Below are 24,532 nucleotides of genomic sequence, written 5' to 3' on the forward strand. Positions count from 1 at the left end.
AAGTCAATCAAAATGTTTTATGTTTCTCCGAAAGCCTTGTCCCGCCTGTTGCACGTGGATTATCTCCGGACTGAAATGTTCAGTGGTTTGATGTGGCGCTTCACATGGGGAAAACGATAATGATAAAAATACCGCACTGCGGCAGAATCTGGAGACGCCTCTCCAGGACATGACGGCCCGGCTCGCAGCCGGCATGCCGCGCCGCGAGCAGGATTTCACGATTGACGCTCAGGAATCACCGGTAAGGCAGGTAATGACAGCATCGAAAAATTCGTCGACGTCCGCTCAGGCGGGCACTTCCGCGGGCAGCACGGGATTCGGTCCGGCGGCCCAGCCGATGCAGCAGATGTTCGAGGCGTGGGTGAACGCGTGGCGCGGTTTTGCGGACCCGGCGCGCGCCGCGACCGCATCGGCCGCGGTGAATCCGTTCGCGACATTCCAGTTCCCGACCTCGTTCCCGTTCCAGGTGCCGTCGATGCCCGATTTCGGCGGCGCCGCGTCGCCGTTCGCGGGGCTGAAGCTGCCGGCCGCGGCGATCCCGCCCGAACGGCTTCAGAAACTGCAGGCCGACTATGCGCGCGACTGCATGACGCTGATGCAGCAGGCCGTCGCCGCGAAGCTGGAGTCGCCCGAGCTGAAGGACCGCCGTTTCAGCGGCGACGCGTGGAAGGCGTCGCCCGCGCATGCGTTCGCGGCCGCGTGGTATCTGCTCAATGCGCGCTATCTGCAGGAACTGGCCGACGCGCTCGAGACCGACCCGAAGACGCGCGAGCGCATCCGCTTCACGGTTCAGCAATGGACGGCCGCCGCCGCGCCGAGCAACTTCCTCGCGCTCAATCCCGATGCGCAGAAATCGATTCTCGAGACGCAGGGCGAAAGCCTGCGGCAGGGGATGATGAACCTGCTCGGCGACATGCAGCGCGGCAAGATTTCGCAGACCGACGAATCGCAGTTCGTGGTCGGCAAGAACCTTGGGTGTACCGAAGGCTCGGTCGTCTACGAGAACGACCTGATCCAGCTGATCCAGTACGCGCCGAAAACGGACCAGGTGTTCGAGCGGCCGCTGCTGATCGTGCCGCCGTGCATCAACAAGTTCTACATCCTCGATCTGCAGCCCGAGAATTCGCTGGTCGCGCATGCGCTGTCGAACGGTCATCAGGTGTTCCTCGTGTCGTGGCGCAACGCGGATGCGTCGGTCGCGCACAAGACGTGGGACGACTACATGAACGAAGGGCTGCTCGCGGCGATCGACGCCGTGCAGCAGATCAGCGGTCGCGAGCAGATCAACACGCTCGGCTTCTGCGTCGGCGGCACGATGCTCGCCACCGCGCTCGCGGTGCTGGCCGCCCGCGGCGAACATCCGGCCGCGTCGATGACGCTGCTGACCGCAATGCTCGACTTCTCGGATACGGGCATCCTCGACGTGTTCGTCGACGAGGCGCACGTGCAGATGCGCGAGCAGACCATCGGCGGCAAGAACGGCACGCCGCCGGGGCTGATGCGCGGCGTCGAGTTCGCGAACACGTTCTCGTTCCTGCGCCCGAACGATCTCGTGTGGAACTACGTCGTCGACAACTACCTGAAGGGCCGCACGCCGGCGCCGTTCGACCTGCTGTACTGGAACAGCGACTCGACGAGCCTGCCCGGGCCGATGTATGCGTGGTACCTGCGCAATACCTATCTCGAGAACAAGCTGCGCGTGCCGGGCGCGCTGACCGTGTGCGGCGAGCCGGTCGACCTGTCGCGGATCGACGTGCCGACCTTCATCTACGGATCGCGCGAGGATCACATCGTGCCGTGGCAGACGGCCTATGCGTCGACGTCGATCCTGACCGGCCCGCTGAAGTTCGTGCTCGGCGCGTCCGGGCATATCGCCGGCGTGATCAACCCGCCGGCCAAGAAGAAGCGCAGCTATTGGGTCGACGACGGCGACCTGCCCGCCGACGCGGACGACTGGTTCGCCGGTGCGACCGAGCATCCGGGCAGTTGGTGGACGACCTGGGTCGAATGGCTCGACCAGTACGGCGGCCGCAAGGTGGCGCCGCCTGCCGCGCCGGGCTCCGCGCAGTTCCCGGTGATCGAGCCGGCGCCGGGCCGCTACGTATTGCAGCGCGATTGACGAAAGCTGAACGACGGCGCACGCTGTCCGGTGCGCCGCGGTTTTTTTAACAGGGCTGGTAGCGATGCGCCGTGTCGCGCGGGCCTGGAGGAAAGGAAAATGACGGACGTAGTGATCGTATCGGCCGCGCGGACCGCGGTCGGCAAATTCGGCGGCTCGCTGGCGAAGATCGCGGCCCCCGAGCTGGGCGCGACGGTGATTCGCGCGGTGCTGGAGCGTGCGGGCGTGAAGCCCGAGCAGGTGAGCGAAGTGATCCTGGGCCAGGTGCTGACGGCGGGCTCGGGCCAGAACCCGGCGCGCCAGTCGCTGATCAAGGCGGGGTTGCCGAGCGCGGTGCCGGGGATGACGATCAACAAGGTGTGCGGCTCGGGCCTGAAGGCGGTGATGCTGGCGGCCAACGCGATCGCGGCGGGCGACGCGGACATCGTGATCGCGGGCGGCCAGGAGAACATGAGCGCGGCGCCGCACGTGCTGCCGGGCTCGCGCGACGGGTTCCGGATGGGCGACGCGAAGCTGGTCGACACGATGATCGTCGACGGGCTGTGGGACGTGTACAACCAGTACCACATGGGGATCACGGCGGAGAACGTCGCGAAGGAATACGGGATCACGCGCGAGGAGCAGGACGCGTTCGCGGCGCTGTCGCAGAACAAGGCCGAGGCCGCGCAAAAGGCCGGCCGCTTCGACGACGAGATCGTGCCGGTGTCGATTCCGCAGCGCAAGGGCGAGCCGCTGCAGTTCAAGACGGACGAGTTCGTGCGCCACGGCGTGACGGCGGAATCGCTCGCGGGCCTGAAGCCGGCGTTCGCGAAGGACGGTACGGTGACGGCGGCCAACGCGTCGGGGATCAACGACGGCGCGGCGGCGGTGCTGGTGATGTCGGCCAAGCGTGCCGAGGCGCTGGGGCTGACGCCGCTCGCGCGGATCAAGGCGTACGCGAACGCGGGCGTCGATCCGAGCGTGATGGGCATGGGCCCGGTGCCGGCATCGCGCCGGTGCCTGGAGCGCGCGGGCTGGACGCCGGGCGACCTGGACCTGATGGAGATCAACGAGGCGTTCGCGGCGCAGGCGCTGGCGGTGCACAAGCAGATGGGCTGGGACACGTCGAAAGTGAACGTGAACGGCGGGGCGATCGCGATCGGTCATCCGATCGGCGCGTCGGGCTGCCGGATCCTGGTGACGCTGCTGCACGAGATGGTCAAGCGCGATGCGAAGCGCGGGCTGGCGTCGCTGTGTATCGGCGGCGGGATGGGCGTCGCGCTCGCGGTCGAGCGTCCGTAAGCGGCTGTCCGGCCAACCGTATCCCGGCGCCGGCCGGTTTGCAGCACCGGCCGGCGCCGCGTGAAGTCAGAGGGGGCTTCGGCAACTCTCGAAACCAAAAAATGGAGTGAGATTTATGTCTCAGCGAATTGCTTACGTAACGGGCGGGATGGGCGGCATCGGCACCAGCATTTGCCAGCGCCTGTCGAAAGACGGCTTCAAGGTGGTGGCAGGCTGCGGCCCGAACTCGCCGCGTCGCGTGAAATGGCTCGAGGACCAGAAGGCGCTCGGCTACGATTTCATCGCGTCGGAAGGCAACGTCGGCGACTGGGACTCGACCAAGGCGGCGTTCGACAAGGTCAAGGCCGAAGTCGGCGAAATCGACGTGCTGGTCAACAACGCGGGCATCACGCGCGACGTCGTGTTCCGCAAGATGACGCATGAAGACTGGACTGCCGTCATCGACACCAACCTGACGAGCCTGTTCAACGTGACGAAACAGGTGATCGACGGGATGGTCGAGCGTGGCTGGGGCCGCATCATCAACATCTCGTCGGTGAACGGTCAGAAGGGGCAATTCGGCCAGACCAACTACTCGACCGCGAAGGCCGGCATCCACGGCTTCACGATGTCGCTCGCACAGGAAGTCGCGACGAAGGGCGTGACGGTCAACACCGTGTCGCCGGGCTACATCGGCACCGACATGGTGAAGGCGATCCGTCCGGACGTGCTCGAGAAGATCGTCGCGACGATCCCGGTTCGCCGCCTTGGCGGGCCGGACGAAATCGGCTCGATCGTCGCGTGGCTCGCGTCGAACGATTCCGGTTTCGCGACGGGTGCCGACTTCTCGCTGAACGGCGGCCTGCACATGGGCTGAGCTCCCTGGCTGCGCGGATCGGACAGCCGCGCGGCCTGGTGTTTCCGAAGCGCCCCGCCACCCGGTTTCGGGAGGCGGGGATTCGTCACTTGCGCTACGCTGCACTCAAAGGCGTTACATGACTACTACAAAGAAGACGGCCGAACGGCTCATCAAGAAGTATCCGAACCGCCGGCTCTACGATACCGAGACGAGCACGTACATCACGCTTACCGACGTGAAGCAACTCGTGCTGGACCAGGAGGATTTCAAGGTCGTCGATGCGAAATCCAATGAAGACCTGACGCGCAGCATCCTGCTGCAGATCATTCTCGAAGAGGAAAGCGGCGGCGTGCCGATGTTCTCGTCGTCGATGCTGTCGCAGATCATCCGCTTCTACGGCCATGCGATGCAGGGCATGATGGGCACGTACCTGGAAAAGAACATCCAGGCGTTCATCGACATCCAGCACAAGCTTGCCGATCAGTCGAAGAACCTGTACGACAACAATGCGATGAATCCTGAGATCTGGTCGCAGTTCATGAACATGCAGGCGCCGATGATGCAAGGGATGATGACCAGCTACATCGAGCAGTCGAAGAACATGTTCGTGCAGATGCAGGAGCAGATGCAGAACCAGGCGAAGTCGATGTTCAGCACGTTCCCGTTCAAGCAGCCGGGTACGTCGGAACCGGAGAAGAAGTAGCGATTTCGCGGTGCCGGCCGCGGCGGCGCGCGCCGTCGGATGGCCGGTGTCGTGAGGCGGGGCGGGGCGGCGCGATGCGGTCGGTGCGTGCTTGAGCGCGACGACGTGAGCGGCCGCCGCCGCCCGCCGGAAGCCATCGCCGACGGCCGTTCATGGCCGTCGGCACCGAATGCCCGCGCCTGCAGCAGCGCGGGCCTGACCGTTGGCAGGTCATCGATCGATATCCCCTTCGCATCAGAACGCAGGCCGGCGCGTGCCGCACCGATGGTGCGCGGACGTTTCGGCGATAATGCCTGCGCCGCAGGTACAGCGATGGGCGCGCGGCGGCACCCCTGAAATGAAAAGAGCGTCGACGCCGCGCTCGAACAATAACGAACCGACTGAGAGCAAACATGCGAGGGATTCGATTGGCGCCGGCCGTCAGGATGGCCGGGCGGGCAGCGATGTTCGTGCTGGGTATCGGTATCGCCGGGCCGGGTTTCGCGATGGACTGCGCGAAGGCTGCGCAGGTCATCGAAAAGCGCATCTGCGGCAATGCCGGATTACGGGCTGCCGATACGCGGATGAATGCCGCCTATGCGGACGTGCTGAAGGTCGCGCCGGACGCCGGCATCCGCGACATGCTGATGCGCAGCCAGCGCCGCTGGCTCGCGGCACGCAACAATCGTCTCGACGCCGATTACGAAGGTCGTCCGCTGGCTGTCGCCGAAGTGCGCAAGATGATCGATCAACGGACCGCCGAACTGGCCGATCGCTCCGATAAAGGGCTGATCGCGCGTGCGCAGGCCGAACGCCGGTGGCTGGCGAAATATACGGGCGGCCCGTTGACGGGCTTCGATGCAAGCTGCGATTTCATTCCGCTCGACGCCAGCGGCTCGCACGTTTCGTATGCATGTTTCGGCGCGGTGCACGTGCAGCATCGCGCGAGGGTCTGCAGCCAGAGCGAGGACTGGGCGACCGGTGCGGTCTACCAGTATCGCGCGGTCAGTGCGGCCGATGGCGGGAAGGCGCGCCCGGTCGCGTTCTGCGAGGCGCAAGCGCATGCGCAGGCATGCGATAACGGTGGGGCGCGGTCGGGTTGGACGCGTGCGGCGGCGTCCGATGCGGACAGCCATGCCCCCACGCCGGCGGCCGGCTTGCCGCAGCTCGATGCGGAAATGTGGCCGATCGGCGACGGGGACGATGCGGTGTGGTTCGAGCGGTGTCTGACTGCGGCGACGTTTCCGTGAGCGTTCGACGCCGTGGGCCTGTTTTTTCGGCAGGCTCGTTACGAAGGCATCGCCGAGGAATGGCGGATCAAGATTCCGGATCGAAGCCGTGATCGTCATCCGCGGGAGGCAGGTCGAGCACGAGCTTGACGGCGCTGTAATTGGCCTTGAGCGAAAACACGCGGCCGATTACCAGGAACGTCTGCTGCGAATGCTCGAGCTCGACGAAATCGCCGGGTTGCGGCACGTGGGCGCCCTGGTCGTATGAAAAGCTGGTGCTGGTCTGCTCGTCGATGGCTTCTGCTGCCTGGTCGGTGAATTCGATCGTGATGTGGGTGGTCATGCGAACCCCGGAGTGGTGGGTTGAAGGGATCAAAGACCTCGATTTTCTCATTAGTTCGGCGGTGGTACGGGTTTTCGGCGGTGCGGCGTGTAAATCGGGGCCGTAGTGTGGGGCGCTGTCTCACGGAAGGGATTCCCGGGCTGGAGCATTGGCGCGATGTGGTGCGGTGATCGACCCTGTTTCGGGCGACAGCGCTCTCTGGCGCGATCTCGGCCGAGAGAGGTTCGACGCCGGGCCGGCTGCCGCTCGCGCCCGATGATCGCCAGCCGCCGTTTTTTGGCTCGCCAAACCTAAATAGCTGTAAACTCACGCTTTTGCTGCCACGCCCCCACATTCCAGATGTCCCAGTCCCCCAAAGTAGGCTTCGTCAGCCTTGGCTGCCCGAACGATATCTGAAGTATACATTCGTACCCCCGGTACGCTCGGGGCTACCAGACGGTAGGGTGAAGGGTACGACGGCGCCACTTCTGGGTTCTCTGATCATAAGGTAAGATTTTCGTCACCAGAGCTAGCCTCAGCGGCGCAAAATTTTCCGCCGAGCCAAAAATCATTGCTCTTGCGGAACTTACCAAGATGGTAAATAATCGAACAAACGTAGGAAAATGGCAGGGGACGCCGCCTCCGGAGCCGGGGGAAGATCGAAAGATCAGCGGCGGACCACTCTACAGCTTGGATGATTTGGAGCCGCTCTTGGCGGCCGGCAAAGTCGCGCTCTGGACTAAGGACTGCGCCAAAGATGCTGCAAACCTGGGCTTCGACTTGGACGATGTGGCAGCTCTCATCCGGGAGGCTATCGTGCACGGACGCTACATCGACTCTGAGTGGTGTCAGGGGAAGCCCACGGGGCCGTGGGCAGCATGCGACGCATACTCACTTCGGCGGACCGAATGGAACGAGTTCGCGCGTCGCGATCTGACTTGCGATTACTTCGTCAAATTTGCGATTGGTAAGACGGGGAACGTTGTCATCACCATCTCTTGCCACACTAGCAACTAGACATCTTCTATGAAATCAAATCTCGGGCCGTGCCCCATTTGTGGAGAGGGCCAACTCCACCTGACGCACTCTGCTGAGGAGTTTACTGAAAACGGCAAGTCGGCCATGATCGATGTGCGGATGGAGGTTTGCGACCACTGCGAGTCAGAGGTCGTTGGCAAGGAGTCCGCGCGTGCAAACAAGCGAGCTGTCGCAAAATTCCGTAAAGAGGCGAATGGCTTGCTGACCGGCGAGCAAGTCGCTGCAATTCGCGCCAAGTACGATCTTCGGCAGGATGATGCGGCCGCTATTTTCGGCGGTGGGCCGGTCGCGTTCTCAAAGTACGAATCGGACGACGTTGCGCAATCCACTGCGATGGATAGAGCACTTCGAGTCTGTGATGTATATCCGCCAACGCTGTTTCAGTACGCGTGGATTGCAGGAAAAGTTGACGCGATCGAAAAGCACATAGGTCCCTTTGTCAGTTACGCCGCGCAAAATATTCAGGCGAGAGGAATCGCGTCCCATTGTGACTTGCAGACAATTCGAGACATAGTTTTCGAGACGCTGAGATTTGATATTTGGGAAGCAGGCAAGTATGCGAGCCACACGAAGGCGTCTGAAACTGAAACGAAAACGCTTGAGGTGACTCGTAAACAGGCGACAGCAACGTCAGCGTGGTCGTGGGACTCTTCTAAGGGATCACAACACGTCAAGTTTGGAAACCTCACCACATCGATCCAAGTTCTAAAGGCGGCAGCGTAAAGCAATGGAATTGAGTCCACTCCAACTGGTGAACTTCAGGTTTCTAAAAGTATTCATTGAGCCTGCAACATCGCCAGAAATCGCTGAGCCGCACCCTCGAACCGAAGGGCCCTATGACTTTACTGGCGTTCAGTTTCAGTTGGAGTTAGGGCATGGGCATGTCGATCCGCTCACGCCGAACGTCAACGGCGAGGGAGAGGCGGTTGAGATTCAACCGTACGTCCTGACAATGGGCATTCGATTGTTAGGGGTAGAGGGGAAGGTCGCACCGTATCGAATCGATGTTAAGTGCGTTGGGTATTTTAATGTAGTGACTAAAGCGTTTCCGGATGAGGCCCGCCGCCAAGATGTCGTGGTGGTTAATGGTGCTTCGATGCTTTATGGGACGATTCGTGAAATGGTCTCAAATGTTACTGCCCGTTCATGGCATGGTGAATTATTACTTCCGTCGATGCATTTTGGCAGCGACGCGCCAAATAAAGTCGGAGCGCCGAATAAAGTCGGACAGTAGTGGGTAGGTTGATAAACAACGACGCCTCAAGGCGTCGTTGTTTATTTGATCCTCGAGGTGGGCGGCTGAGTCAGCACACGCAGGCGCCCATTGCCGATATGGAAATTGCGATGCCACCGAATCGCGACGTCCCGAACCCTGCTCATCGCACTCGCGCCACCCTCAACGATTTTGCCGTGATGGTTGACGACGGCGAGCGTTGCGGGATTGCCGGCCGGCGCCACTACGCTCAATCCCTGAAGGATTTTCACGTTGCTCGTCTCAGATTCAGCGTGGCCATCTCGGGGGCTAGCGGTTCGGTAATGGTGTGCCGGACGTGCCTACCTGGCGGGGACTATTTCCGACGACTACGGACGCTTGAGTCGCGAGATTTCTCATAGAGCTTCACAACGAGCATCTTGGAATTTTGCCCGTAGTGCAGTTCCCGGCGGCAATTGGGGCACACGGCTGCGGCCTTTCTAGATCGAATAGGTGCGTCCAGACTTCATTTCCGTGGAGTTACAAGCGTTACCTGCGCGACGACTATTGTAGCGCCGCAGACACCTTCGAAGGCCTCGGTGGTGCGTTCGAGAAACCTTGACCGGTTCGCTGCTATCGGATCAGCATGACAGAAGTGTGTGTTGCTACGGGAAGAGTCTATGAGCGAACGCGCTACACAACTTTATGGCGGAACGTTAGCGCCTGTCGTTCCGGACGGTGAGGTCGCAGCCTTTCTAAGCGGGTTTCTCGCCGCGGACAATCGGTTCCAGCAGGATTGGTTGCCGCGTTATCGAGAGACTACTGAGGCGATCGCGACGGCGTTATCGAGCGGGGCGCACGAAGATCTTTTCGATATCTTGTGGATGACGCGAGATAACTCTATCGCAGATGCAGGGCGAGGCATGCTGCAATCAGGGGATCCCGATCGCTTGCGAGAGGAGTTGGTACAGATCATCAGCGATGTGCAGAAAGATGGCTCTCCAGAGAATTTCGATCACATTGTCAAGCGGGCCGAACGTTGGCGGGCGGGCGGCCGAATCGCAAAAGTGCCGCGGCTCTTGATACGGCGGGTCTTCGCGGGAATACATCCAAACCACTATCACACAACTGTCGACGCACCTAGCCACGATGCTGCGTTGCAGTGGTTTGCGACACACACGAAGTTTTCCGTTCCCGAGTCGGAAAGCTGGGCAGTACGCGCGCGATCATTGGTTGACCATTTGGACCGGCTCGAGGTGTTTCGCGATGATGTATTGGTTCGCAACATGTTCCCGTGGTTCGTCGCTGACCAAGTGCAGTCGCGGTCGACCTCGACACGTGCGCCGCAATATCGAAAACGTTCCACTATTGCGTTTCAGCATGTGCCTGAGACGCAACGCAAGATCTTATTGAGGCACAACGAAATTCAAGCGGCCTTGTATAAGTTACTGGTCAAAGAACATGGGCAGGATCGTGTCTGGATGGAGCGTGGAACTGGAACTGGGGGGTATGCTGACGCAGTGGTATATCCGGTTGGCGGAGGCTGTTACCTCTACGAAACCAAAATCGCAAGTTCGGCAGCGGAAGTGGTTCGGCAAGCCATGGGGCAACTGCTTGAGTACGGGTATCGACGTGGCGGCCTTGATCCGGTGAAGCTGTTCGCAGTTGGTGAGCCCGATCTCGACAGCGCTACGCGAGAATTCATCGAACGACTACAGGCTCAATTCAAGTTGAACATAGAGTATCTGCAAGTCACGCTTCCAGATGGGGCGACGTCATGATTCGAAAGTTGTCGGCTTCGTCAGGACGCGGAGGTGGCCGGTACCAGTAAGAAAATTCCGATATGCGGCGATTGCAACGTCCCAGACGGCTCGGGCCACGGCAGGCCCCTTCTCGATGACATTGCCTTTTTCGTCGACCACCGCAAGTGTGGCGGTTTCGCCGGTCGGTGTGGCGATGCTCAAGCCTTCGTAACTGATTGCCGTAATTGCGCTTGAAAGTGCTGACGGAACGAGCACTTCTTGCATAGGTGCTTTGCGACTGGTTGGTTGTTTCTTGGCCATGCTACGATCCCTCTGTATCAAAAAAGCGTTGATGCAATGCAGACGAAATTTGTGATGCGCGGGTACGAGATGAACTGCGAGCCGCGCCTGACTGAGGGCGGTAGGTATGCCGCCCAGGTCGAGGTAACGAAGTTGGGCTTCAGCCGGGAGGCTGCTTTCCGGAAACTTGGCGAATTCGACACAGAGGCCGAGGCCGTCGCCTACGCGAAGAAATTTTCGGAAGAGTGGCTTAGCCGATACGCTTGAATTCGATTACCCACACCCAAGGGTTCGTATCCCAGCCATGCCCGCGCGTGGCGTTCAGGTTGTCCCACAGTTCGTGGAAGGCGCGGATGCTCGGCGGCCGGTAGGCGTCGGCGCGGTACCCGCGCAGGTGATGGTCTGCTATCGTCACGCCTTCGACTCGTGCATCCGGCTCGCCGCTCGAGTGCAGGCGCTCAGCGCGCACGGCCGTGATTTCAAGCGTGATGCGTGACGCCCAGCGCGGCATATGGATTGCGGGGCGCTTGCGCAATTTGTACGGCTCGATGTAATCGGGATCGTTCGGTTCACCCCAGCCCCATGCCGCCACGTGCGCGCCTTCGTCGGACTCGACGAAGACCGGTCCGACGTAGCCGTTCCGTTCGACGTCGTAGGTCGTCTCCCGCACCCACAGTCGGTCGCCAGGCTGACCATACGGACATGGCAACTGGCGGCACTGATCGTCGCTGCGCAGCGACCACCAGACGCCGGTGTTTGCGTCCTCGAACCCCCAGCATGCCGGGTCGTTCCACTCCGGGCCATCCTTCGGGCCGCCGCCGATGAAATCGATGCAACAGCGCTTCGGTATCGCGATCCGACGGCTCTGCGTCTTCCGGCCTTCGAGGATGGCACGCATCGTCGGGCCGCTGAAAAGGATAGGGCGTTCGGTCATGCTAGGATTCCTGAAAAGCAACTACGGAGGCCGGCATGGCAAAGCCAAGTTTGACGCGCGTCCAATACATCGAAATGGTGAACGAACGCATGCGCGAGCATCCGCAATATACGAGGGAAATGCATGTCCACTTCTATCCGAAGGGGATTGAGGCAGAGCATGCGAGCGGGATCTATATCGAAGGGCCGCCTGAGGCGCGTGGCGTGCTCGCGGACACGGATGCAAAGATCTTCGCGGAGTACGACTTCGAAGGGTTGCCGGCGAAGTAATCGCATCATCACGCTCCCCCCGGGAATTCGTCGTGCGTGCGGCCGTCGAGGTGTCTGCCGGTGGCGCGCTTGTCAAGGCGAACGGAATGGACGCCGTCCGGCCATTCGTGAAGGGGCGAATGCACCTTGCCGACCATGTCGACGCCGGGTTGATCGTGGTCGATCCACTGGCCCCATTGCTTGAACAGGAAGGGCACGCCGTAGGCCGCGCACTGGTCGCGTAGATCGCGCGCCCATGCCGGATGCATCGGGCGCGCGCCGGCGCCGCTTTCTCCACCCACGATTACCCAGTCGATTTCGGGTGAGCTGTAACCTGTCCCGTCCCCCGCGTACATGGTAGTCGGTCCGTGAATCCATGGCGCGTCGGCAGGGCAGTCGGCGCAGGACTGCATTTCCTGCATGCAGCAAACGCCAGTTGGGTCGAACCAGCCTCGAAGGTCGACCGGCCCAAGCAGCGGCTCCATGGACAAAAATCGGCGGTGCGCCGGCGTCATGAGCAGCTTTTCGATGTCGCGGTCAGCCTCGGCCTGGTTCACGATCGTCGCGCCGAGCCAGACATTCGACCACGGCCACTGCGTATTGATCCCACGGCCCGCGAGCTTGAGCGCGCGGTTGATCATCGGCCCGGCGTTGCCGATGCGCTTCGTGAGGAGCAGCCAGTCGAGATGAGGTGTGTTCCAGATCAGATCGATCAAGTCCGCGCGCCACGTATCCGGAACGGCGTTGTCGAAAACGTCGGCGAGCGAGGCACAGAACACACGCTGACGCCGGCCATGCGCGGCGAAGAACTCGGCGTGCGCCGATTCCCAAGCGAGCGGTTTCCGCCAATTCGCCGGAGACGTACGGCGGCGCGGTGCGCCGGGGCCCCAGTTTACGGGAGTGCCGCCGGCGAAGCGCGCGTTGCGCGTCTCTGCGTAGCAGTGGTCACATCCCGGGCCTACCTTCTGGCAGCCTTCCCAAGGATTGAACGTATGGTCGCACCACTCGATTTTCGTGTTCTCGCTCATCGCGTCCTCGCTGCCATGCAAAGCTCCGCGCGGGTCTGCATTGCGCGGTCGTACCGCGTGAGCGTCGTTTTCCAGTCGCGCGCGTACTGCCGGCCGGCGATCGTCGCGCCGACGGCCTCCGCTTCGAGGTCCGAATCGCTCGGCAGTGTATAGCCAGGACAGACACGGGACCCGTGCTTGCGCAGGCTGTGCTTCAGTTGGCCGATTGCGACGAGCGCTTCGAGCGTGGGTTTCAGCTGCGCTCCGCGCGGCTTGAATTTCGCCGCGACGGCCGTGGGCTCGTAGACCCTGCCGGGCTGGAAGGTCGCGAGTATCTCGGCGTGGGCAGGTCGGTGGGCGCTCATCGTTTTCCTCCAGTAGGCGCAACACAATCGCGCTGGTCTGATTCGGTGGTCGGCGCGGCCGCTCGCGCCTTATGGCGATCAGCAATGAATTGCTCAAGCCAACGCAGCGCGTCTGACGGCGCGCCGAGGGCCCCCGTCACGCGCCGACGCGTGTTCATCGCGCAGCATTCGCGATATGTGATCGGGATCGCGCCTGCAGCAATCGCGGCGGCGCGCTTGCTGATAGCGATGTCGAAGTGCTCATTGCGTGTTCCGGCGTACTGGATCCACTTTGGATTGACGCCAATCTCGCGCACTGTCGCGAGCAGTTCCTCGGTAGTGTCAGCGATGAGGTGCGACATCTTCATCCGGCCGATCTTGCCGACGGGATACCGGTACATGTCGTCGACGTAGACGGTCATTCGGGCACCTGTTTGGTTTCGACCTCCGCCGACGGGAATAGCTCGAGCGCCTCGTCGCAATGCGTGAGAATCGATTGCGCTTTCTCGCGCAGCGCGGCGATTCCGCCATACGACCGCAACACACCCGAGGCAAGAACTGCCTTTACCGCCCGACCGATCTCTTCGCTGTTGCCCCATCGGCCGATCTTGACGCCACTTACACGTTCGATCTCTGCCAGCTGTTCGCGCAAGTCCTTCAACTCGCTCGTCCGCGCCTCGATCTCGCGCTGCACGCGCTTCTCGTCCTCGTCCCGGAGACGCTGCAGCTCCGTAGCGACGGCTGCACGCACCACGTCTTCGTCGGCAGCGCTCGCGCGGCGCATCATCGCGGCGACGAACTGCCGCGTAACCGGTTCCGATTCAAGCTTCGGCGCGGCGACCAGCTCGCGCAGAATGCCGCCCGGCTTCACCTCGTAGTGGCCCCACGTCGGCGGAAGCTCCCCGTCCTTCAGCACGCCGGCCGGCGCAACGATCCACCAATGGTCGCAGTAGCGCTGTACCGGCGCCGACTTCGACGGGGCCTTTAGTTCGCGCAGCCAGTCGGATCGGCTGACCTTCACCTCCACACCGTGGATCGCGAGACCGCGCGACGGCCACAGATTCATCGCTACGGCGTCGGCCCAGCGGCTATGGCGTGCGCCGGTCGCGTCGGCCACCTCGAAGAAGAGCGCCCATTCGGGCGAGCAGAAGCGCGCACGCAGCGCCGCTTTCACTTCCGCAGTTTGCATTTGTGCCTCCGATCACGCCGCTGCGTGCGCGAGTTGCTGTTCGTGAGAGAAGTTCGCGCGGATCAACGCGGCCGCGACGTCCGGGCAGACGCTGTTGCCGATCATGCGCACCTGCGCCGACTTCGAGAGCGGCTTGCCGTTGACGACCGGGCCGAGCACATAGTTGTCGGGGAAGCCCTGCGCCCGGGCCAGCTCGCGCGGTGTTAGCATGCGCATGCCGATATCGACGATCGCATAGTCCTCGCCGCGTATCGTGACCAGGCCGATGCGGTCGCGCGTCGGAATCGTGTGCATGGGCTCGCGCGCGTCCTGCCACTGGCCGCCCTCGCCGTAGTACTTGATCAGGAACGCACGCACCTCGGCGTGATGCGTGCCGCCCGAGCTGATCGTGTGCAGCGGCTCGTCGGTCCACTGGCCGTCGCGGCTCGTCCCGTGCAGTTTCACGAGATTCGACGTCACCAGGTGATGATGATCCTGCGTCGTGATCGTGCTGGTCGGCATGCTGAGCGATGCACCGGGTGATTCGTGACCGCCGTAGTGCTTTGCGAGGAACGCAGTCACCGCGGCGTGCTTGGCCGCGCCGGCTACGATGGTGCCGAGCGGCTTGTCGACGCCTGGCACGCGCGGCGCTTGGCCGGGCCGTTCGCCGTATCCAGTCTGTACCAGCGTCGCGGCGACGACGCCCATTGCGTGTGCGGCGCCGGCTGGCCGCGCGCAGTCGCCGCCGGCTGTCACGGTATGCATGGGTTCGTCGGCTGCGCTGCCAGTGCTGCCCGTTCGGAACTTCGTGACGTGCGCTGTAACGAGCGCCTGCTCGCCGCGCTTCGCCGTCGTGATGGTCGCGAGCGGGGCATCGGCGGCGCGCGTGCGGTCATCGCCTTGGTGCGTGATGTGCATGATCGTCGGCGCGAAGACCGCGAACCGATTCGCGATCGTGGTCGTCCCGAGCGGCTCGTCCAGTGGCGCGCCGCGGAAACGCGTCTCGTCGCTGTAGTACGACACGATGAACGGATTGGCGCTGTTCACGACGAACTTCATGATTCCGCGCGCGATGCGGCGCAGCGTCGCGTCCTTCAGCGGCCGATCGCGCTCGAAGATCGACGGGCAGGGGATCGACCAGTCGATGCAGTCGGCCGCGGTGCGCCACGGCAGCAGCGCGCCGGCGCGCACGGCCGCGCTTTTCGGATCGCCGTGTGTCGGCGTCGGCCAGACGATCGGCAGCCCATCGCGCCGTGCGACGAGGAACAGGCGCTTGCGGATCGTCGGCGCGCCGAAGTCGCAAGCGCGCAGCTCGCGGTGCTCGACGCGGTATCCGTGGCGCGTGAGCGCGTTCACGAACGAGCGGAACGTGCGGCCGCGATTCCTCGGGCACGGCCGGCCGTCGGCGCCGAGCGGCCCCCAGGTCACGAATTCCTCGACGTTCTCCAGCATGATCACGCGCGGCTTCACCGCCGCGGCCCAGCGCAGCGCGATCCATGCAAGCCCGCGGATCTTCTTCGAGACGGGCTTGCCGCCCTTCGCCTTGCTGAAGTGCTTGCAGTCCGGCGAGAGCCAGACAAGGCCGACCGGCTGGTTTCCCGTGATCGCCACGGGATCGACATCGAACACGCTTTCGCAGTAGTGCGTGGTGTGCGGATGGTTCGCCGCGTGCATCGCGAGCGCTTCGGGATCGTGGTTGATCGCGATGTCGACCGGCCGGCCGAAGGCACGTTCGAGGCCCGTGCTTGCACCGCCGCCACCAGCGAAGTTGTCGACGATTAATTCGCTGCCGAGGCCGAGCGGCAGGGTCATCAGGTCACGCTTCATTCGCATCCTCTACAGATAGAGCCTCAATGGCGGATGCTCGGCTCGCACGTCACGACGTCGCGATTGCCGAGCACCTGCCGTTAAGGCCGGAACTAGAAAAAGGAGGGCGCCAAACAGGCCGCCCATAAGTAGAAACCGCGCATCCGAGGCAACGGTAAGTGCGCGGTTTGGGGGAAGGGGCGTGCTACGATTCAAAGTCCCAACTGGTGCGCCCGAATGAGAGGCGTCACGTCAGAGACACGCGTGCAAAGAGCCGAAATGACGAGCGAGAATATTTCAGTTATCGAGTTGCTGGACCGAGCTGATCGTTTCGAGGCCTTCGCCGAGGGCTTGCTGGAGAGAGGCTGGGTCACGGATGACGAGCTGGGTCTGACGCGTGTCGCTTTCCGCTACGCGCCGGAGGGCGACGAGTTGAGGCCATTGGTTGCCAAGTACGGATTCGACGAAATTCAAGATCTGCGTTTGCTACCTATGGCATTTCGGCAGCGCGATGGCTATTTCCTGTATCTCTTCTACGATGCACAACGGTACGAGAGCTTCGAGGAACTGAGGGCGGCTCTTCGGAAATCAGGGTTCGACGTATTAGCCTGACGAGAATCGCTAGACCTCGAGGGTGGCTGGCGGGGTTGCTCCGCACGCTCGCTTAGTACGGCTTGCAGGCAGAGGAACACGACTGTAGCTGCAAGCGCGCCCACCCAGACTTTCACCATGGCCACGTGAGCACCCCCGCACGGTACGCAACGCAGAGGAACCATACGCATCCGATGGCGATCCCGCAGGCGATTGCTACGGCGCTTCCCTTGGTGACGTACCCGTGAAGGTGATCGCAGGACGCAAGCAGGGTGTTATCGCTCGGAGCGCGAAGTGCTGGCGATTGGACTGAGGGCTGTAGATGATCCATTGGTCTCTCGATATCGTTTTCGGGTTCCATCAATGCGCGCTTGATGTGCAGCTAATCGGACGGCAGCGCGGCTTCGCTGTCCGGTCTTTCGATCAGGTGGAGTGGCTATTGCTGTGATGCTGTCGCGATGTTCGGCTCGGGTCAGCCACTAAAACAGGCTGTCCATTACCCCTGGCGTCCAGTTTGTAACCACCAACTCGCCGCTGGAGTTCGTCGGGCCGTGACGGTTTGCAACGGAATAGCGAATGTCTAGCTCGAGCATGTGGAATCCATCGAAGGCCCGACGGATGTCCGGATGTTCGTTGATCGAAACCATGACCTTGCCGCGGGCGCCGCGCATCACTGCAGCCATAGCCTCGTATTCCTCAAACTCGAAAGGCACGCCGTAACCTTCTGTTTGCCAGTACGGCGGATCGAGATAGATGAACGAGTGTGGCCGATCGTAGCGCTCGACACATTCGCGCCAGGGCAAGTTTTCGACATGCGTTCCGGCTAAGCGCAAATGCGCCGCGGAAAGCTGCTCCTCGATCCGCAGCAGGTTGACGGATGGTGCAGTCGTGGCTGTACCGAATGTCTGACCCGCGACTTTCCCGCCAAACGCGTGGTGCTGCAGGTAGAAAAAACGGGCCGCCCGTTGAATGTCGGTCAGCGTTTCAGGCCGGGTCATTTGCTGCCACTTGAACACTTGCCGGCTACTGATTGCCCATTTGAACTGGCGGACGAACTCCTCAAGATGGTTCTGCACGACGCGGTACAGATTGACTAGCTCGCCATTGACGTCGTTGATGACCTCGACGGGTGCCGGCACTGGCCGCAGGAAGTAGAGCGCAGCACCGCCGCAGAACGCCTCGACATAGCATTCGTGTGGCGGGAAAAGTGGAATCAACTTGTCGGCCAGGCGGCGTTTTCCACCGAGCCAGGGAATGATCGGAGTTGGTTGCATCTATTGGAAAATCGGGTCTATCCGTGATAGCCTTCGTCCGCCTCTGCAGGGGTGACGTGGCCTTGCCGGATTCGCAGTGTGTGCTGCGGGTGCGGGGCGTGCATGGTGCTCTAACACCAGACACGTCGCCGCGTCCTTTTCCTACTCGTGTTGGTCGCTCGCAACCGCCCTCGTTGAAGCGCAGCGATTCTTTTCAGATCGCTGGACCGGTCGTTCAGGTAGTAACGGCGCGCGCTGCCGCGAGCAAATCATCGAGTTCGCATTCGTAGGCGCTGGCGATGCTGACGTATTGCTCGTTCTGTGCAATCAGCAAACGAAGCGTTGCCTGTCGCTCGGCAAGTGCGCCTGCAAGAATTGCCGTGCGGATTGCATTGCGCTGAGCAGTGGTGAGGGTGATTGTTTCCACGGTCGTTTTCCTGTAGCGGGCGGGGTTGGTCAGGCGATCAGTGCGGCATACAGTTCCTCGAACATTTCTTCAGCGTCGACTGCGTTGGCGCTTTCGCAAACACGGTCGTAATACGCGTGGCCTGCCGGTATTTCGAAGCAGGTGCTGCCGACCATTCCGATACGCACCCCCGGCATGTCCGTGCGCGCGACGAAGCGGTCGCCGTTGTGAAACAGGAATTCAGTGATCCGTCCGCGTTGCATCGTGGTTCCCCCTGGGTGTCGCGTTGGTCGGTGATTTCGCTTTCTGCCTACATACCAAGATCAAACGCAGCGACGAGCAGGAGGGCAGCGGAGAAAACGCCACGACCGACCCTGACAAGTAGCGCCGTAATAATTCGGTATCCGAAATTAATTGAGGCCGGCTAAGGCTCCGGAGGCCGGACTGCGCTCACGGAATGGCACTGAAGATCAATGCGATTCGATCAGGGCAGTCGCTGAACAGCACTCAGGGAGGGCGCCTCGGCTCCGCCGTGGGAAGACCAATGCAGTTACGGGCTATTTAGAGCCGCCGCGCCGGCTTGAGGCACCCTCACTCAGTGCTATTCGAAACTCTCAAGGGCGCGCACTCGGTAGGGTGCTGCTGCGCTGGGTTGATGGGTGCGGACTATCCGCGACCGAATGCGCGCTCTTGAAAGTCGATGGTGTCGGGCGCTACCCCGTTTCTCGACTACACCATGAAGCCGGCCGGTTGCTCCCTGTACTGCGGTCCCGGCGCACTAGCACTCTTAAAGATCGACCGCCCGGGCGGGCGGTGGCGCAGCATTCCGTGCTGCGTTGGTTGAAATATAGCAACGCTTCATCAGAATTGCAATAGCGTTGCTATGTTTGGCATGCCGGGAGCGCGGGACTGCTATACCAAAGAAATGCAAGCATCCAATGTAAAATGTGCTTGCAAAATAAAAAGGGGCCGCATATTATGCAAGCACACTAACCATTGGAGTGCTTGCATGTCAGTCACGGCAAAGAAAACTCAGACCGTTGCCAAGGCGACAGGGCGCGCAAAAGGAGGGATGGCGCGTGCCGCATCGCTGAGCAGTGACGAACGCAGCTTGATCGCGAAAAGGGCCGCGGTTGCACGATGGGGCGAGAAGCCGCCGCAAGCGACGCACAAAGGCAACTTCAAGGACGAGTTCGAGATCGACGTCGAATGCTATGTCCTGAATGATGCGCAAAAGACGGCGGTTATCAGCCAGACAGGAATGGCTATGGCACTCGGCTTGTCGTCGCGCGGTAACGCGTTTCCACGCTTCGCAGACGGCAAGGTAATGGCCGGATACCTCGGCGCGGAGCTCTTGGAAAAAATCGAAAATCCCCTTAAATTTCAATGGGGTTCCGGCGGCGCGGAGATTCCGCCCTCACTCGTCAATGGTTACGACGTTACGCTATTGATTGACGTCTGCAAGGCCATTTTGAAGGCCGACGAAGATGGCGCGCTTGCGAAGAATCAGTCGCATTTGGCTGTCAATGCACGCGTCATTCTTAACGCATCCGCCAAGGCGGGCATCAAGGGGTTGGTGTATGCCCTTGCAGGCTACGATGCGAAGCGGGAAGAGGTCATTTCAGCGTTTAAGCAGTTCGTCCAGGACGAGGCAAAGGAATACGAGAAAGAGTTCCCGCCCCAGCTTTACAGTGAGTGGTATCGACTGTACAAACTGCCGAAATTCGGCCGCGGCCGGCCATGGGAATTCAAAACGTTGACCATGGACCACGTCTACTTTCCATTGGCGAGAAGCAACGGGAAGCTGCGCGATATGCTCGTTGCCAGCAAAGTGAAGAGCGGTGACAGAACGAAGAAGCTGCATCAGTTTCTTTCCGAGGTGGGAACCCGAGCATTGCGGACGCACTTGGGGCAGTTGCTTGGCATTGCACGGATCTCGAAGAATAGGAGCGAGTACGAGCGACACGTGAGCACGCTGTTCGGCGATCAAGTCGAATTGGATTTGGAAGATTGATGATGACGCAGAGGGCGGCACCGTTCGATGATCGCCCATTTTTCTGTGGGATCTTGTTGCTCGATTCCAGCAACCTTCGCTAAACTACTGTACGCATATACAGTGATTTGGCTGAGGGTTAGCGAAACGATGGTGAAACCAGACATTACGGCGAGCCGACTTAGATGTAGGCCTGGAGACCTAGCAATCGTGACTAGGTGTGGAGTGGCAGACCGGATAGGTTTGTTGGTCCGCGTATTGGAGCGTTGCAGCGGGGGCACACATGATTGGCTTACCGAACTGCAGGGACCGGGAGTTGTCGCACGGGGAATGACGACGGGCGTGGTTGAGCGTCGACGTCACGCGCTGATGTACGACTGGAACCTAACCCCGATCAATGGGATGGGGCTTCCACATCAAACGGATCATCTCGACCGGAAGTCCCTTTCCCAAAAAGCCTGAGCGTCTCGCGAAGGACGTTGAACGCTTCTGGTGCCAACCCGTCAATGTCTGCCTTGGTGATGGCCTCGATCAAGGCGCGGCTCTCTGAACGAAGTTCAGGGCATTCTTTTTTGCGGGCAGGTGCCGCATCTTTGAGCTTGCCGGCGTCTCCGATCAATGCGGCAAGTTCAAGTACTTCCTGGGCGACACGCGGGCTGATTTCCTCGAGCCCGCAATTGAACGCGCGCGCATATGCGACCGCAGCTTCGCGGCTGATGGGCCGCCTTGCCGTCAGGTGCTGGTAAATCATGTTGTCGCCTCCAGGGATCGAGTGTCGAGTCGCGAACTCCTTCCGATTGACCCCCTGAAACCTCTTCCCTAGGCGTTCTGCCTCTTCGGCAGTGGTCCAAATCTTCATATAGCAATGCTATTTCTTTGTTGGTGAAGCGTGGCTTGATTTTTTGATGTAGCGCTGCTACATTTTCGCCATGGACATTCCTACCTATCTCGACGAGCACAACATCTCACAGGCGACATTCGCTCGTCTTCTCGGGGTGTCGCAGGGACTTATCTGTCAGTGGGTCAAAAAGAGGAGGCCCATTTCTCCAGAGCGATGTGTGGCCATCGAGAAGGCAACGGCCGCTGCGCTTACACGACGAGATTTGCGACCAACCGATTGGCACCTGATCTGGCCGGAACTGGCGGAGCAGAACGACCTTACGAACGGTCACTTACCCTGCTGTTCCCATACCGACGCCCACGATCGGATTGAATCAAGATTGGAGTGCATGTCACTCCAGACGCCGTCGGAGCCCCCTCGATGAGACTGATGCTTCCGTGCACTGTAGAACATGCTCGCAAGAGTTGTGATTTTTCCCGCCTTTTCGCCGCAGTAGTTGCAGTGAGCTCTGAGGCGAGAGGCGTGCAGCTGAAGAGCGGCGATCGCGGTTGAATCGGGAGTCGCCAGGTCGTGCTCTCGCAGCACTTGTTCGATGTCGTCCGCAATCTTGCGGATCTCCACGGAGGTTTTATTCATGGCTGGATTATTGAAAAGCGCAGTGACGATCTGCGTCGACGGCGTCGGTCTCGGAAATGTCGAGGTTGACGGCGTGGATATCAGTCGGTGCGTGCGCGGCCTCAGTTTGACCGCTACAGCGGGTCGCCAGCCGTCGGTACGGCTGGAGTTGGCAGCGCCCGACAACGTCTTTCGACTCGAAGGAGCCGAAATCCTGGTCGACAGCATTGCGGTTCCGGCTACCGTTGAAATTGCCCTGTGGAGGCATCTGTCGTCCAAGTACGGAAAGGAAGTGGAGGTGACGACGATGAGCTCGACTAGTCGCGGGTACATCGTCGCCGGAGATTAAACGCGAGTGATTTCGATACCCGATCTGAGGACACGGAAGACGTTCTCAGAAATGCGATTTAGTGCTTCACCGGTTGATAAGCGAAATTCCTTCATTCCCAACATGCTGCTGGGGCCATCGAGGTCGCTGGTATCGATTTCGTCTTGCAAAACAACGACTTCGTAAACCTTTCCTGCATTGTCGGTCGCTTTGAAGCGCTCTGTGATCATGAGGGTTCCCCGTATCGGAATGGTTGTGTGAGAACTGCTAATTCTACAGATAGGGCCGGAACTCTCGCCATAGTCCGATTTGCATCGAGATCCGATGCTTGAAGTTTAGAAAATTCGACCTTCAAGGTCATTCAATCAGTTTTGAACGGAGTTGAGTTGCTATGAGCACGATTGAGATCATCCGGAAGCCGAGCATCGAGCGGGCATTTCGGGAAGCGCTGAGCGATCCGCGCAGCCGCGGGCCGGTTGCGGACGCGCTCGGCTGGGACGATTCGCAGGTAAGCCGATTCCTGTCGGGGAACCTCGGCGTTCCGATCAACAAAATTGACGCGGGGCTGAATGTTCTCGAACTGCGCGTCGTCTCGCGTGAGTACCTGGACGGGTTGTCGACGATGAGCAAGGTGGGCGTGAACTGCCACTGCGCACGGGAAGGTTTCGGGGAGTGCGGCGGCCGCTGGTGATGTAAGCGACGGGCCTCGGCAAAAGCGTTTTCGACGGAGAGCGCTTCTGCCTAGGTTTAGAAGTCCTAATAACATGAAATTTATGGAAGCCACGCAGACAAACCAATCGACCGAAACGCAGCAGCGGAAAACGGCCCTGTCCAGCGAAGTTCAGCGCATTGTGCGCGACCCCAACCAACACCCGACGTATCCGCGCAGGTGTTTGTCGTGCGGTGCGCTCGAATCCCTTGACGGCTCGGTGCCGTGCGGTCACTGAAATGGCTCGCTTCCATTGCCGCTGCCGACATTGCGAAACGCGCCGGGTGCTGAAGAAGCGTCCCGACGAGTACGTACGGCAGCCGCAATGCAACGTCTGCGGCCGGCGCGATTTTCGAATCGACGCGTGGATGCAGAAGCGCAATACCCGTCTGATGGCGTGCACATGCGCTGGCTACTGGTTCTGGCATCGGCGCGGCTCGCTGTACTGCTGGCACCGCGCGGACGGTTCGACCAGATCACCTGGCGATTCCGATTTCGCGGATCGCAATCCGCCGCCCGACGTCCTGGCGGCCTAAATTCTCTCCAGGAGGTAAACGTGGCAAAAAGTTCCGTTGAAGCATATGGCGCGCAGAGCAAGGTAACTGCGCTCGCGATGGACCCCAACGATCTTGAATTGGTCACGGATCCGGCACATCCGCTGTACGACCGGCGCGTGCATCAGGAGCCGAACCCCAAAACGGTATTGAACTACCGTGCTATCGGCGTTCGCGAACCAGTGCTGTTCTACAAGGATCCCGAAACCGGCATGAACCTCGTAGTTGATGGACGTGGGCGAGTAATCAACGCTCGCGAGCTGAACCGACAACTGGTTGCCGCCGGCGAGCCGCCGATCACGATTCCGGCCATTCCGCAGAAGTTCATCAATGACGGTGGCCGGACGTTCACTGCTGTGATGGTCAGCACCAACGAAATCCGGAGAGAGGACTCGCCGATCAACCGCGCGGAGAAGATGGCGCGCATGATCGACGTCGGCCATACGGAAGACACCGTCGCCGTTTTCTTCGGCGTCGAGGTCCAGACCGTTCGTCAGCAGTTGAAGCTGCTCGACTGCACGGCTGCCGTGCGTGATGCGCTCGAGGCGGACCAGATCACCGTGTCGAATGCGTTGAAGCTCGCGAAACTGACGCCGGAGAAGCAGCGCGAAAAGGTCCAGGCTGTCATGGCCGCGGCGGAGGGCAAGGAAGGTCATGAGAGGGCGCGCGCGCAGAAAGCAGCACTGACGGGCGACGCTGCTCCGCGTATGCGCACACGAAAGCAGATCACCGCGGAGCTGGAGAGGGCCGCAGGCGCTCGCGCTGACGCGCTTCGATGGGTGCTCGGTATGGATGACACCGCGTCGTGTGCCGATTAAGGACCGGACATGGCACTCGCGCATGTCATTCCGATGCCGGAGCGGCCGCGAGCCGCCAAAGCTGAGGAGAGGTACACCCGCGTGTCCCACGGCATTCGGACCTATCCGTGATTTCGTGGGCGGGGCATATCATGAGGTGTAAAAGCCATGGATATGCCAATGAAGAAGAAACGA

At 61.0% G+C, this 24,532-nt stretch carries 32 protein-coding genes; 17 read left to right on the top strand and 15 right to left on the bottom strand.

Features of this window, described 5'->3' with window-relative positions; translation table 11 throughout:
* Nucleotides 1–253: 253 nt before the first annotated feature.
* The 5 genes from phaC (at nucleotide 254) to BST28156_RS23710 (ending at nucleotide 6,170) form a co-directional block, all read left to right on the top strand.
* Nucleotides 254–2,119, top strand: a complete 1,866-nt coding sequence (phaC, locus tag BST28156_RS23690) for a class I poly(R)-hydroxyalkanoic acid synthase (RefSeq protein WP_174903485.1) — start codon at nucleotides 254–256, stop codon at nucleotides 2,117–2,119.
* Between the two features lie 99 nt (nucleotides 2,120–2,218).
* Nucleotides 2,219–3,400, top strand: coding sequence for an acetyl-CoA C-acetyltransferase (locus BST28156_RS23695; RefSeq protein ID WP_174903486.1), 1,182 nt, complete (start codon nucleotides 2,219–2,221; stop codon nucleotides 3,398–3,400).
* A gap of 115 nt (nucleotides 3,401–3,515) precedes the next feature.
* The gene (locus BST28156_RS23700) at nucleotides 3,516–4,256 is read left to right on the top strand and encodes a 3-ketoacyl-ACP reductase (protein WP_009687792.1); all 741 of its coding nucleotides are present in this window, start codon (nucleotides 3,516–3,518) and stop codon (nucleotides 4,254–4,256) included.
* 118 nt (nucleotides 4,257–4,374) lie between these two features.
* The gene (gene phaR, locus BST28156_RS23705; protein WP_060243442.1) at nucleotides 4,375–4,941 is read left to right on the top strand and encodes a polyhydroxyalkanoate synthesis repressor PhaR; all 567 of its coding nucleotides are present in this window, start codon (nucleotides 4,375–4,377) and stop codon (nucleotides 4,939–4,941) included.
* 392 nt (nucleotides 4,942–5,333) lie between these two features.
* On the top strand, nucleotides 5,334–6,170 hold the full coding sequence (locus tag BST28156_RS23710) for a lysozyme inhibitor LprI family protein (RefSeq protein WP_174903487.1): 837 nt from the start codon (nucleotides 5,334–5,336) through the stop codon (nucleotides 6,168–6,170).
* 67 nt (nucleotides 6,171–6,237) lie between these two features.
* Here the strand turns inward: BST28156_RS23710 and BST28156_RS23715 are convergent, their stop codons facing one another.
* Complete coding sequence (locus BST28156_RS23715; protein WP_009687795.1) at nucleotides 6,238–6,492, bottom strand: hypothetical protein; 255 nt, start codon at nucleotides 6,490–6,492, stop codon at nucleotides 6,238–6,240.
* A 1,005-nt stretch (nucleotides 6,493–7,497) separates the two neighbouring features.
* Here BST28156_RS23715 and BST28156_RS23720 point away from each other — a divergent pair.
* Together BST28156_RS23720 and BST28156_RS23725 are read left to right on the top strand one after the other, a co-directional pair.
* Nucleotides 7,498–8,232 (top strand): type II toxin-antitoxin system MqsA family antitoxin, encoded by a 735-nt coding sequence (locus BST28156_RS23720; RefSeq protein ID WP_174903488.1) that lies wholly within the window; start codon nucleotides 7,498–7,500, stop codon nucleotides 8,230–8,232.
* Between the two features lie 4 nt (nucleotides 8,233–8,236).
* Entirely contained in the window at nucleotides 8,237–8,743 is a 507-nt protein-coding gene (locus BST28156_RS23725) for a hypothetical protein (protein ID WP_174903489.1), read from the top strand.
* A gap of 41 nt (nucleotides 8,744–8,784) precedes the next feature.
* Here BST28156_RS23725 and BST28156_RS23730 read toward each other — a convergent pair whose 3' ends face one another.
* Nucleotides 8,785–8,994, bottom strand: coding sequence for a hypothetical protein (locus BST28156_RS23730; RefSeq protein WP_174903490.1), 210 nt, complete (start codon nucleotides 8,992–8,994; stop codon nucleotides 8,785–8,787).
* Between the two features lie 387 nt (nucleotides 8,995–9,381).
* On the opposite strand from BST28156_RS23730, the gene BST28156_RS23735 reads away from it, so the two are divergent.
* Nucleotides 9,382–10,482: a hypothetical protein gene (locus BST28156_RS23735; protein ID WP_174903491.1), complete on the top strand. Its 1,101-nt coding sequence runs from the start codon at nucleotides 9,382–9,384 to the stop codon at nucleotides 10,480–10,482.
* Here the strand turns inward: BST28156_RS23735 and BST28156_RS23740 are convergent.
* A complete protein-coding gene (locus tag BST28156_RS23740; RefSeq protein ID WP_174903492.1) occupies nucleotides 10,477–10,764 on the bottom strand; it encodes a hypothetical protein in 288 nt (95 codons plus the stop codon). The genes BST28156_RS23735 and BST28156_RS23740 overlap by 6 nt on opposite strands.
* 36 nt (nucleotides 10,765–10,800) lie before the next feature.
* On the opposite strand from BST28156_RS23740, the gene BST28156_RS34820 reads away from it, so the two are divergent.
* Nucleotides 10,801–11,010 carry a hypothetical protein gene (locus tag BST28156_RS34820; RefSeq protein WP_254596417.1) on the top strand — a complete coding sequence of 70 codons (210 nt, stop codon included), beginning with the start codon at nucleotides 10,801–10,803 and terminating at the stop codon, nucleotides 11,008–11,010.
* Here BST28156_RS34820 and BST28156_RS23745 read toward each other — a convergent pair.
* Nucleotides 10,994–11,677, bottom strand: a complete 684-nt coding sequence (locus BST28156_RS23745) for a hypothetical protein (RefSeq protein WP_174903493.1) — start codon at nucleotides 11,675–11,677, stop codon at nucleotides 10,994–10,996. The genes BST28156_RS34820 and BST28156_RS23745 overlap by 17 nt on opposite strands.
* A 35-nt stretch (nucleotides 11,678–11,712) precedes the next feature.
* On the opposite strand from BST28156_RS23745, the gene BST28156_RS23750 reads away from it, so the two are divergent.
* Nucleotides 11,713–11,946, top strand: a complete 234-nt coding sequence (locus BST28156_RS23750) for a hypothetical protein (protein WP_174903494.1) — start codon at nucleotides 11,713–11,715, stop codon at nucleotides 11,944–11,946.
* 8 nt (nucleotides 11,947–11,954) lie between these two features.
* On the opposite strand, the gene BST28156_RS23755 is transcribed toward BST28156_RS23750, so the two are convergent.
* From BST28156_RS23755 to BST28156_RS23775, 5 genes are read right to left on the bottom strand one after another with little or no spacing between them, the layout of a single operon-like run.
* Nucleotides 11,955–12,953, bottom strand: coding sequence for a phage Gp37/Gp68 family protein (locus BST28156_RS23755; protein WP_174903495.1), 999 nt, complete (start codon nucleotides 12,951–12,953; stop codon nucleotides 11,955–11,957).
* On the bottom strand, nucleotides 12,950–13,297 hold the full coding sequence (locus tag BST28156_RS23760; protein ID WP_174903496.1) for a hypothetical protein: 348 nt from the start codon (nucleotides 13,295–13,297) through the stop codon (nucleotides 12,950–12,952). Before BST28156_RS23760 ends, BST28156_RS23755 begins: the two co-directional genes overlap by 4 nt.
* Nucleotides 13,294–13,698, bottom strand: coding sequence for a DUF4031 domain-containing protein (locus BST28156_RS23765; RefSeq protein ID WP_174903497.1), 405 nt, complete (start codon nucleotides 13,696–13,698; stop codon nucleotides 13,294–13,296). The genes BST28156_RS23760 and BST28156_RS23765 overlap by 4 nt, the downstream gene beginning before the upstream one ends.
* A complete protein-coding gene (locus BST28156_RS23770; RefSeq protein ID WP_174903498.1) occupies nucleotides 13,695–14,465 on the bottom strand; it encodes a hypothetical protein in 771 nt (256 codons plus the stop codon). Before BST28156_RS23770 ends, BST28156_RS23765 begins: the two co-directional genes overlap by 4 nt.
* 12 nt (nucleotides 14,466–14,477) lie before the next feature.
* Nucleotides 14,478–16,271 carry a DNA cytosine methyltransferase gene (locus tag BST28156_RS23775; protein ID WP_174903499.1) on the bottom strand — a complete coding sequence of 598 codons (1,794 nt, stop codon included), beginning with the start codon at nucleotides 16,269–16,271 and terminating at the stop codon, nucleotides 14,478–14,480.
* 258 nt (nucleotides 16,272–16,529) lie between these two features.
* Here BST28156_RS23775 and BST28156_RS23780 point away from each other — a divergent pair, with 258 nt between their 5' ends.
* Nucleotides 16,530–16,862: a hypothetical protein gene (locus BST28156_RS23780; RefSeq protein WP_174903500.1), complete on the top strand. Its 333-nt coding sequence runs from the start codon at nucleotides 16,530–16,532 to the stop codon at nucleotides 16,860–16,862.
* Between the two features lie 458 nt (nucleotides 16,863–17,320).
* Here the strand turns inward: BST28156_RS23780 and BST28156_RS23785 are convergent, their stop codons facing one another.
* The 3 genes from BST28156_RS23785 to BST28156_RS23795 form a co-directional block, all read right to left on the bottom strand.
* The gene (locus BST28156_RS23785) at nucleotides 17,321–18,115 is read right to left on the bottom strand and encodes a DNA adenine methylase (RefSeq protein ID WP_174903501.1); all 795 of its coding nucleotides are present in this window, start codon (nucleotides 18,113–18,115) and stop codon (nucleotides 17,321–17,323) included.
* 214 nt (nucleotides 18,116–18,329) lie between these two features.
* A complete protein-coding gene (locus BST28156_RS23790) occupies nucleotides 18,330–18,521 on the bottom strand; it encodes a hypothetical protein (protein ID WP_174903502.1) in 192 nt (63 codons plus the stop codon).
* Between the two features lie 29 nt (nucleotides 18,522–18,550).
* Nucleotides 18,551–18,763 carry a hypothetical protein gene (locus BST28156_RS23795; protein WP_174903503.1) on the bottom strand — a complete coding sequence of 71 codons (213 nt, stop codon included), beginning with the start codon at nucleotides 18,761–18,763 and terminating at the stop codon, nucleotides 18,551–18,553.
* A gap of 746 nt (nucleotides 18,764–19,509) precedes the next feature.
* On the opposite strand from BST28156_RS23795, the gene BST28156_RS23800 reads away from it, so the two are divergent.
* Nucleotides 19,510–20,514 carry a P63C domain-containing protein gene (locus tag BST28156_RS23800; protein WP_174903504.1) on the top strand — a complete coding sequence of 335 codons (1,005 nt, stop codon included), beginning with the start codon at nucleotides 19,510–19,512 and terminating at the stop codon, nucleotides 20,512–20,514.
* Between the two features lie 373 nt (nucleotides 20,515–20,887).
* On the opposite strand, the gene BST28156_RS23805 is transcribed toward BST28156_RS23800, so the two are convergent.
* On the bottom strand, nucleotides 20,888–21,244 hold the full coding sequence (locus tag BST28156_RS23805) for a hypothetical protein (protein ID WP_174903505.1): 357 nt from the start codon (nucleotides 21,242–21,244) through the stop codon (nucleotides 20,888–20,890).
* A 178-nt stretch (nucleotides 21,245–21,422) separates the two neighbouring features.
* Here BST28156_RS23805 and BST28156_RS23810 point away from each other — a divergent pair, with 178 nt between their 5' ends.
* Nucleotides 21,423–21,758, top strand: a complete 336-nt coding sequence (locus BST28156_RS23810) for a transcriptional regulator (RefSeq protein WP_174903506.1) — start codon at nucleotides 21,423–21,425, stop codon at nucleotides 21,756–21,758.
* Here the strand turns inward: BST28156_RS23810 and BST28156_RS23815 are convergent.
* Nucleotides 21,662–21,970 (bottom strand): hypothetical protein, encoded by a 309-nt coding sequence (locus BST28156_RS23815; RefSeq protein WP_080594132.1) that lies wholly within the window; start codon nucleotides 21,968–21,970, stop codon nucleotides 21,662–21,664. The two genes, BST28156_RS23810 and BST28156_RS23815, sit on opposite strands and share 97 nt — an antisense overlap.
* Here BST28156_RS23815 and BST28156_RS34825 point away from each other — a divergent pair.
* Nucleotides 21,969–22,298, top strand: a complete 330-nt coding sequence (locus tag BST28156_RS34825) for a hypothetical protein (protein ID WP_254596418.1) — start codon at nucleotides 21,969–21,971, stop codon at nucleotides 22,296–22,298. The two genes, BST28156_RS23815 and BST28156_RS34825, sit on opposite strands and share 2 nt — an antisense overlap.
* Here the strand turns inward: BST28156_RS34825 and BST28156_RS23825 are convergent.
* Entirely contained in the window at nucleotides 22,295–22,507 is a 213-nt protein-coding gene (locus BST28156_RS23825) for a hypothetical protein (RefSeq protein WP_174903507.1), read from the bottom strand. The two genes, BST28156_RS34825 and BST28156_RS23825, sit on opposite strands and share 4 nt — an antisense overlap.
* 161 nt (nucleotides 22,508–22,668) lie before the next feature.
* Between BST28156_RS23825 and BST28156_RS23830 the strand changes: the two genes are divergently transcribed.
* The 3 genes from BST28156_RS23830 (at nucleotide 22,669) to BST28156_RS23840 (ending at nucleotide 24,358) form a co-directional block, all read left to right on the top strand.
* The gene (locus tag BST28156_RS23830; RefSeq protein ID WP_437341300.1) at nucleotides 22,669–22,968 is read left to right on the top strand and encodes a DNA-binding protein; all 300 of its coding nucleotides are present in this window, start codon (nucleotides 22,669–22,671) and stop codon (nucleotides 22,966–22,968) included.
* Between the two features lie 302 nt (nucleotides 22,969–23,270).
* The gene (locus BST28156_RS23835; RefSeq protein WP_235213726.1) at nucleotides 23,271–23,522 is read left to right on the top strand and encodes a hypothetical protein; all 252 of its coding nucleotides are present in this window, start codon (nucleotides 23,271–23,273) and stop codon (nucleotides 23,520–23,522) included.
* Between the two features lie 20 nt (nucleotides 23,523–23,542).
* Entirely contained in the window at nucleotides 23,543–24,358 is an 816-nt protein-coding gene (locus BST28156_RS23840; RefSeq protein ID WP_174903508.1) for a ParB/RepB/Spo0J family partition protein, read from the top strand.
* Nucleotides 24,359–24,532: the final 174 nt, after the last annotated feature.

The sequence above is a fragment of the Burkholderia pseudomultivorans genome (genome assembly GCF_902499075.1).
Lineage (GTDB): Bacteria > Pseudomonadota > Gammaproteobacteria > Burkholderiales > Burkholderiaceae > Burkholderia > Burkholderia pseudomultivorans.

Bases quoted from the DNA above. Each gene is read 5' to 3' on its own strand.
- phaC (WP_174903485.1), top strand. From the start codon at position 254: ATGACAGCATCGAAAAATTCGTCGACGTCCGCTCAGGCGGGCACTTCC.
- BST28156_RS23740 (WP_174903492.1), bottom strand. From the start codon at position 10,764: ATGGCCAAGAAACAACCAACCAGTCGCAAAGCACCTATGCAAGAAGTG.
- BST28156_RS23770 (WP_174903498.1), bottom strand. From the start codon at position 14,465: ATGCAAACTGCGGAAGTGAAAGCGGCGCTGCGTGCGCGCTTCTGCTCG.
- BST28156_RS23805 (WP_174903505.1), bottom strand. From the start codon at position 21,244: ATGATTTACCAGCACCTGACGGCAAGGCGGCCCATCAGCCGCGAAGCT.
- BST28156_RS23780 (WP_174903500.1), top strand. From the start codon at position 16,530: ATGACGAGCGAGAATATTTCAGTTATCGAGTTGCTGGACCGAGCTGAT.
- BST28156_RS23745 (WP_174903493.1), bottom strand. From the start codon at position 11,677: ATGACCGAACGCCCTATCCTTTTCAGCGGCCCGACGATGCGTGCCATC.
- BST28156_RS34825 (WP_254596418.1), top strand. From the start codon at position 21,969: ATGGCTGGATTATTGAAAAGCGCAGTGACGATCTGCGTCGACGGCGTC.
- BST28156_RS23795 (WP_174903503.1), bottom strand. From the start codon at position 18,763: ATGCAACGCGGACGGATCACTGAATTCCTGTTTCACAACGGCGACCGC.
- BST28156_RS23720 (WP_174903488.1), top strand. From the start codon at position 7,498: ATGAAATCAAATCTCGGGCCGTGCCCCATTTGTGGAGAGGGCCAACTC.
- BST28156_RS23695 (WP_174903486.1), top strand. From the start codon at position 2,219: ATGACGGACGTAGTGATCGTATCGGCCGCGCGGACCGCGGTCGGCAAA.
- phaR (WP_060243442.1), top strand. From the start codon at position 4,375: ATGACTACTACAAAGAAGACGGCCGAACGGCTCATCAAGAAGTATCCG.
- BST28156_RS23700 (WP_009687792.1), top strand. From the start codon at position 3,516: ATGTCTCAGCGAATTGCTTACGTAACGGGCGGGATGGGCGGCATCGGC.
- BST28156_RS23765 (WP_174903497.1), bottom strand. From the start codon at position 13,698: ATGACCGTCTACGTCGACGACATGTACCGGTATCCCGTCGGCAAGATC.
- BST28156_RS23715 (WP_009687795.1), bottom strand. From the start codon at position 6,492: ATGACCACCCACATCACGATCGAATTCACCGACCAGGCAGCAGAAGCC.
- BST28156_RS23800 (WP_174903504.1), top strand. From the start codon at position 19,510: ATGTCAGTCACGGCAAAGAAAACTCAGACCGTTGCCAAGGCGACAGGG.
- BST28156_RS23750 (WP_174903494.1), top strand. From the start codon at position 11,713: ATGGCAAAGCCAAGTTTGACGCGCGTCCAATACATCGAAATGGTGAAC.
- BST28156_RS23710 (WP_174903487.1), top strand. From the start codon at position 5,334: ATGCGAGGGATTCGATTGGCGCCGGCCGTCAGGATGGCCGGGCGGGCA.
- BST28156_RS34820 (WP_254596417.1), top strand. From the start codon at position 10,801: ATGCAGACGAAATTTGTGATGCGCGGGTACGAGATGAACTGCGAGCCG.
- BST28156_RS23810 (WP_174903506.1), top strand. From the start codon at position 21,423: ATGGACATTCCTACCTATCTCGACGAGCACAACATCTCACAGGCGACA.
- BST28156_RS23825 (WP_174903507.1), bottom strand. From the start codon at position 22,507: ATGATCACAGAGCGCTTCAAAGCGACCGACAATGCAGGAAAGGTTTAC.
- BST28156_RS23755 (WP_174903495.1), bottom strand. From the start codon at position 12,953: ATGAGCGAGAACACGAAAATCGAGTGGTGCGACCATACGTTCAATCCT.
- BST28156_RS23785 (WP_174903501.1), bottom strand. From the start codon at position 18,115: ATGCAACCAACTCCGATCATTCCCTGGCTCGGTGGAAAACGCCGCCTG.
- BST28156_RS23830 (WP_437341300.1), top strand. From the start codon at position 22,669: ATGAGCACGATTGAGATCATCCGGAAGCCGAGCATCGAGCGGGCATTT.
- BST28156_RS23735 (WP_174903491.1), top strand. From the start codon at position 9,382: ATGAGCGAACGCGCTACACAACTTTATGGCGGAACGTTAGCGCCTGTC.
- BST28156_RS23725 (WP_174903489.1), top strand. From the start codon at position 8,237: ATGGAATTGAGTCCACTCCAACTGGTGAACTTCAGGTTTCTAAAAGTA.
- BST28156_RS23775 (WP_174903499.1), bottom strand. From the start codon at position 16,271: ATGAAGCGTGACCTGATGACCCTGCCGCTCGGCCTCGGCAGCGAATTA.
- BST28156_RS23760 (WP_174903496.1), bottom strand. From the start codon at position 13,297: ATGAGCGCCCACCGACCTGCCCACGCCGAGATACTCGCGACCTTCCAG.
- BST28156_RS23815 (WP_080594132.1), bottom strand. From the start codon at position 21,970: ATGAATAAAACCTCCGTGGAGATCCGCAAGATTGCGGACGACATCGAA.